The following is a 3,343-nucleotide window of genomic DNA, read 5'->3' on the forward strand; positions in this document are numbered from 1 at the left end:
CAGCGCCGGAAAGGGCGGCAGAACACGCTTCTCGGTGCCGACGGCAGTAGCAGCCTGCCTGAAGCGGCGCTGGCCGCGTTCCTGGGGCCGATCGACCGCGATTTCTTCGAAGGCATGTTCGGCCTCGATCATAACCGGCTGCGCCGGGGCGGCGAGGACATCCTGGCGGCGCGCGGGGATGTCGGGCAAAGCCTGTTCGGTGCGGGGGCCGGGGTGCTCGGGCTGTCGCAGGTGCTGGCCGACCTGGACGCGGAGGCGAACGCGCTCTTCACCCCGCGCCGGGTGGCATCCAAGCCGTTCTATCAGGCGCTCGACCGTCATGGTGATGCGCGGAAGCGACTGCGCGAGGCAGCGGTCAGCGGCGACGAGTGGCGTCAGACCAAAGCGGAGGCCGATGCGGTCGAAAGCCGGATCGGCGAGAACCGGGAGCGTCTCAGCCACCTGCAATCCGCCCGCGCCAAGGCCGAGCGGATCAGGCGGACTCTTCCCATGGTTCGCCAGATCGCCGAACTCGAGGAGTCGCTTGCCGGTCTGGCGGACGCGGTGGCCCTGGCGGAGGACGCGTCCGACCGGCGGATTTCCGCGATGCGGCGGCGTGACGAGGCCCTGCGCGATACCCAACGCTGCACGACCGTCGTCCAAGGGCTCGAAGCGGAACTGGCCGGGCTTACCATTCCCGCCGAGATCCTTGCCCGTGGCGGCGATATCGAGGGCCTTCACGAGCAGCGCGGCGCCGTCCGCGATCAGCGTTCCGACCTGCCGAAGCGGGATGGCGAGCTTCGCCAGCTTCGTGAGCAGGCGCTCGATCTGCTGCGCCGGCTCGGCTCCGACCTGCCGATCGAACGCGCGGTGGAGGCGATCCCGCCCCGGTCCATCTTGGCCGATGTCCGCGCGCTGATCGCCGAGCAGGGCAAGCTGCGCGCCCGTGCCGATGCGGCGGCCGAACAGCTTGGCCGGTGCCGGACGGAAGCCGGCAAGCTCGAATCGCAGCTCGATGTCATCGGGACTCCGGCCGATTCGTCGGTGCTCCACGCTGCTGTCGCCGAAGCCAAGGCGCGCGGTACGGTGGAGCAGAGCCTGTCCGAGGGGCAGACCAGACTACGGACGCTGAAGGAGCGGATCGCCGCGCAGGTCACGGGGCTGCCGCTGTGGCAGGGCAGCCTGGACGAGTTGATCCAGGCCAAGGTGCTGGACGACAGCACGGTCGCGCGGTTCGAGGCCGACTTCGGGGAATTGACGATCCGGTCGAACCGGGCACGCGAGAAGGCGGACGACTTCCGCGCCCAGCTCAGTCAGCTCGATGCCGAGATCGCGGCGCTGAAAGGCACCAGCGAGATCCCGACGGCCGATGCCATCGCGGAAGCGCGGCGGCGGCGCGACCTCGGCTGGAACGTCGTGCGCCGGACCTTCATCGACGGCGACCAGCCGTCGCTGACGAAGGACGAGGCCGAGCTGTTCGATTCGACCCACGACCTGCCAGGGTTCTACGAAAGCTCGGTCTGGGCCGCCGACGCCCTTGTCGATCGCAAGGAAGCGGAGGCGCAACGGGTCGCCCGCTACGCCGAACTGACGTCGCGGCGGGAGGACACGGTGCGGCGCCTGACATCCGCCGCCCACGAGGCGACTTCGTGCGAGCGTACCCGTGCCGAATTGCAGGCGGACTGGAACGCGGCTTGGCGTCCGGCGGGGCTTGCTCCGGCAACCCCGCGCGAGATGGCGTCGTGGCTGGCGCGCGTAGTCGGCATCGTCCGGGACGCCCAGGCGGCGCGGGAGCTCGAAACCTCCTGCCGCCGCATGGCCGACGATCTCGGCGGTGTCCATACTCAGTTGGCGGCGGCCCTTGCGGACCATGGAGCGCTGGTGCCGCCGCAAGCGACTCTCGGTATCCTTGTGCGGCAGGGGGAGGCTCTGGTGCAGCGGCTGACCCAGGCATCGGCTCAGCGTCAAAGCTGCTTCGACCGGCTGGTCGAACAGCGGGTGCTGGTGATCGAAGCCCAGCATCAGTGTGACGCCTGTGCCAAGGCGCTCGACACATGGCAGCTTTCGTGGGCGAAGCTGATGGAGAGGCTGGGGCGCGAGGCGACGGCCACACCGGCTGGGGTCGAGGAAACCCTGACGCTGCTCGAGGAACTGGACCGGCGGCTGGAAGCGATCCGCGACCTTTCGCACAGGGTCGACCGGATCAACGAGAATTGCTGGCGATTCGGTTCCGAGGTCGCCGATCTGGCGACGGCGTTGGCGATTCCGGCGGACGGCGATGCCATCGACCTTGCCGGACTGCTGCTGACCCGGCTTCAGCAGGCGCGCCGGGATGCCGACCGCCACCGCGAATTGACCGCAAGGCTGGAAGCGGCTCGCGAGGATGTCGCCCGCGCCGTTCAGAACCATCGGGATGCGGAGGCGACCCTCGACGCGTTACGCCGTGAGGCGCATTGCTCCGACGACGAGGCCTTGGCTGAAGCGATACACCGGTCTTCGGTTCGGCGACAGGCTGAGGAACGCCGGGACGAGTTGCGGCGGCAGCTTCTGTCATCCGGCGATGGCCTGAACATTCCTCAACTGACCGCCGAGGTGGCGGACTGCGACCCCGATCTTCTGCATGCGGACCTGCAAAGGATCACCGAGGAAATCGCCGACCTCCACTCTCAGGGTACCGATCTGGGCGGTGAGTTGCAGCGCTTGCGCCAGAGCCTCGCCGAGATGGAGCGGGGAAGGGGAGGCGGCACCGCGGCTCAGGAAGCGCAGGAGGCGCTGGCCGATCTCCGCGAGACGGTGGAGACCTACGCCAGGACGCGGACTGCCGCCCTGCTGCTGCGGCAGGCGATCGACCGGTACCGGCAGGAACAGCAGGGGCCGCTGCTCAGGCGGGCGGGCGAACTGTTCCATACGCTGACGCTGGGCAACTACACGGGCTTGAAGGTCGAGTATGACGACCGCGACCAAGCGATTCTCAAGGGCGAGCGGCGGACAGGGCAGCTGGTGGACGTCTCCGGCATGAGCGACGGTACGCGCGACCAGCTCTTCCTGGCGCTGCGTGTTGCAGCGATCGAGCTTTACGTAGCGGGTGCCGAGCCGATCCCCTTTATCGCCGACGATCTCCTGATCAACTACGACGACGAACGGGCAGGGGCGGCGCTGAGCGTGCTTCACGATCTCAGCCGTCAGACCCAAGTGCTGTTCTTCACCCATCATCCGCATCTGTGCGATGTCGCCCGCCGTCGGCTTGGGGCGGGGGTGGTCCAGGTCCACACGCTGGATCAGGTGGTCCCGGCATAAAAAATCGAAACGGGCTGAAAAAAGCCCTGGACAGGGTTCGGGGTGCCGCCCTATATACGGCCTCCCG

At 68.2% G+C, this 3,343-nt stretch carries 1 protein-coding gene; it reads left to right on the forward strand.

Annotation, left to right across the window (positions count from 1 at the left end):
• Positions 1 to 3,276: AAA family ATPase (locus AC5JJ6_RS05190; protein ID WP_496041020.1), on the forward strand; the 3,276-nt coding region annotated here is incomplete at its 5' end.
• Positions 3,277 to 3,343: the final 67 nt, after the last annotated feature.

It is taken from the genome of Skermanella sp., from assembly GCF_059503625.1.